Origin of the sequence: Burkholderia sp. Se-20378, from assembly GCF_017104665.1 — a bacterium.
Lineage (GTDB): Bacteria > Pseudomonadota > Gammaproteobacteria > Burkholderiales > Burkholderiaceae > Burkholderia > Burkholderia lata.
The window spans coordinates 1-2,866 of sequence record NZ_JAAGPG010000764.1; the positions used below are offsets into that span (position 1 = coordinate 1).

Annotated in this window: 3 protein-coding genes; all 3 read right to left on the minus strand. The window is 68.8% G+C overall.

Features of this window, described 5'->3' with window-relative positions; all coding sequences use genetic code 11:
- The coding region (locus tag G3N93_RS37210; protein WP_206135260.1) for an acyl-CoA dehydrogenase family protein at positions 1-363 on the minus strand (363 nt) is incomplete at its 3' end.
- Between the two features lie 14 nt (positions 364-377).
- Positions 378-1,586, minus strand: a complete 1,209-nt coding sequence (locus G3N93_RS37215) for an acyl-CoA dehydrogenase family protein (RefSeq protein ID WP_175223286.1) — start codon at positions 1,584-1,586, stop codon at positions 378-380.
- 29 nt (positions 1,587-1,615) lie between these two features.
- Positions 1,616-2,866, minus strand: a 1,251-nt coding sequence (locus G3N93_RS37220) for a 3-hydroxyacyl-CoA dehydrogenase (RefSeq protein ID WP_241026860.1), incomplete at its 5' end; no start/stop codon positions are given.

Consider the following 2,866-nt stretch of genomic DNA (forward strand, 5'->3'; position numbering starts at 1 on the left):
GAATGCGGCGCTCGCGCTGCCGTCGATCAGCGCGGCCAGCCGGTCGCGATGCGCGGCACCGCCGGCGAGCGACAGCGTACGCCCCGCGAGCAGCGCGCCGAGGAACGGCTCGACGACGAGCCCGCGCCCGAGGCATTCGAACACCACGGCGATGTCGAAGCCCGCGCCGCCGAACCCGCCGTCGGCTTCGGAAAACAGCGCGCCGACGGTGCCGAGTTCGGCAAAGCGCTGCCACATCGCGCGATCGAACCCTTCGGCCGACTGCGCGATGCGATCGCGCACCGGGAACGCGTACTGTTCGGCGATGAAGCGGTTCAACGTATCCGCCAGCATCCGGCGGTCTTCTGTGTGCTGGAAATCCATCGTCGCGTCCCTCGTTACAGCCCGAGCATCATCTTCGCGATGATGTTCTTCTGGATCTCGTTCGAGCCGCCGAAGATCGACAGCTTCCGGTTGTTGAAATACTGCTGCGCGGCGCTCGCGGCTTCGTCCGGGCCGACCGGCTCGCCGTCGTAGTCGGCATCGAGTGCTTCCTCGACGAACGGCTGCGCGTACGGCCCCATCGCGCGCCGCATCAGCGCGGTGATCTCCTGGCGGATCTGCGTGCCGCGGATCTTCAGCATCGAGCTTTCCGCACCGGGCGCGCCGCCGCCCGCGACCGCGGCCAGCACGCGCAGGTTGGTCGTGCGCATGTTCTCGAGTTCGATCTCGACGCGCGCGACGCGTGCCGCGAAGAACGGATCGTCCGCGAGCGGCCGGCCGTTCTTCGTGACCTTCGCGGCGACCGCGCGCAGCCGGTCGAGCGCGGCCGTCGAGAAGCCGATTCCGGCGATGTTGGTGCGCTCGTACGTGAGCAGGTATTTCGCGTAGGTCCAGCCGCGGTTCTCTTCGCCGACGAGGTTTGCCGCCGGCACGCGCACGTCGGTGAAGAACACCTCGTTCACCTCGTGCTCGCCGTCGAGCGTGATGATCGGGCGGACCTCGACGCCCGGCGTGTTCATGTCGATCAGCAGGAAGCTGATGCCTTCCTGCTTGCGCACGTCGGTCGCGGTGCGCACGAGGCAGAAAATCATGTTCGCGTAGTGGCCGAGCGTGGTCCATGTCTTCTGGCCGTTCACGAGGTAGTGCTCGCCCTGCGCGTCGATGCCGCGCACCGCGCTCGTCTTCACCGCCGCGAGATCGGAACCGGCGCCCGGCTCCGAGTAGCCCTGGCACCACCAGTCGGTGCCGTCGAGGATGCGCGGCAGCCAGTGGCGCTGCTGCGCTTCGTTGCCGTACTTGATCAGCACGGGCCCGAGCATGTTCACGCCGAACGGCACGATGCGCGGCGCACCCGCGAGCGCGCATTCGTTGTCGAACAGGAACTTCTGCGCGACGCTCCAGCCGGGGCCGCCGTATTCGCGCGGCCAGTGGCTCGCGAGCCAGCCGCGCGCGTTGAGGATGGCATGCCATTCGCGCATGTCGTCGCGCGTGAGATGCAGGCCGCCCTTCACCTTGCGCGCGATGCGCTCGGGCAGTTCGGCTTGCAGGAAGCGTTGCACTTCCGTGCGGAAGGCTTCCTCTTCGGGAGTGAAATTGAGGTCCATCTTCGGTCCGTGGCGAATGCGGTGGGCGATCAGTCGATGCGGTTCAGGCTCGCGAAATCCGCGCCGCGCGCGACGAGATCGACGAGCAGCGGCGACGGCTTCCAGAACAGCGGATCGTCCTTCGCGAACGCGCGGATATCGGCGAGCACGTTCGCGAGGCCGACCGTGTCCGCGTAATGCATCGGGCCGCCGCGATAGCGCGGGAAGCCGTAGCCGTACAGGAACACCGCATCGACATCGAGCGGGCGCAGCGCGATCTTCTCGTGCACGACGTTCGCGCCTTCATTGATCATCGCGGCGAGGTAGCGGCGCATGATCTCCTCGTCGGTGAACGTGCGCGGCGTGACGCCCTTCTTCGCGCGTTCCTCCGCGACGATCGCCTCGACTTCAGGGTCCGGCGAGCCGACACGCGCGCCGTCCGGATACAGGTAGTAGCCGCGCGCCGTCTTCTGGCCGAACCAGCCGCGCTCGCACAGCCGGTCGGAAATCTCCACGTAGCGCGCCCGCGGGTCGCGCGTCGCCGCGCGGCGCTTGCGGGTCGCCCAGCCGATGTCGCCGCCCGCGAGGTCGACGACCTGGAACGGCCCCATCGGGAAACCGAATTCGCGCACCGCGCGATCGATCTGGTACGGCGACGCGCCGTCTTCCATCAGGTAGTCGGCCGCCGTGCGATAGACGGCGAGGATCCGGTTGCCGATGAAGCCGTCGCACACGCCGGCACGCACCGGCGTCTTCTTCAGCTGCTTCGCGAGCGCGAACGCGGTCGCGACGACGTCCGCGCTCACGCGCGCCGGCACGACGATCTCGAGCAGCTTCATCACGTTGGCCGGCGAGAAGAAATGCAGGCCGATCACGTCGGCCGGCCGGTCGATGCTCGCGGCCAGCTCGTCGATGTCGAGATACGACGTGTTGGTCGCGAGCACCGCGCCCGGCTTGCACACACGCGCGAGTTCGGCGAACACGGCCTGCTTCACGGCCATGTCCTCGAACACGGCCTCGATCACGACGTCGGCCTGCGCGAGCGCGTCGTACGACGTGCTGCCCTTGAAGCGCGCGAGCCGCGCGGCGTGCGCGGCCGGCGTCATCCGCCCTTTCGCGACGAGGCCGTCGTACACCTTCTCGACGTGCGCACGGCCGCGTGCGAGCGAGGCTTCGTCGCGTTCGATCATCGTCACCGGCAGCCCGGCATCGAGCGCCGCGACCGCGATGCCCGCGCCCATCGTGCCGCCGCCGACCACGCCGATCCGCTCGACCGGTCGCGCGCTCGCGCGCCGCGCCTC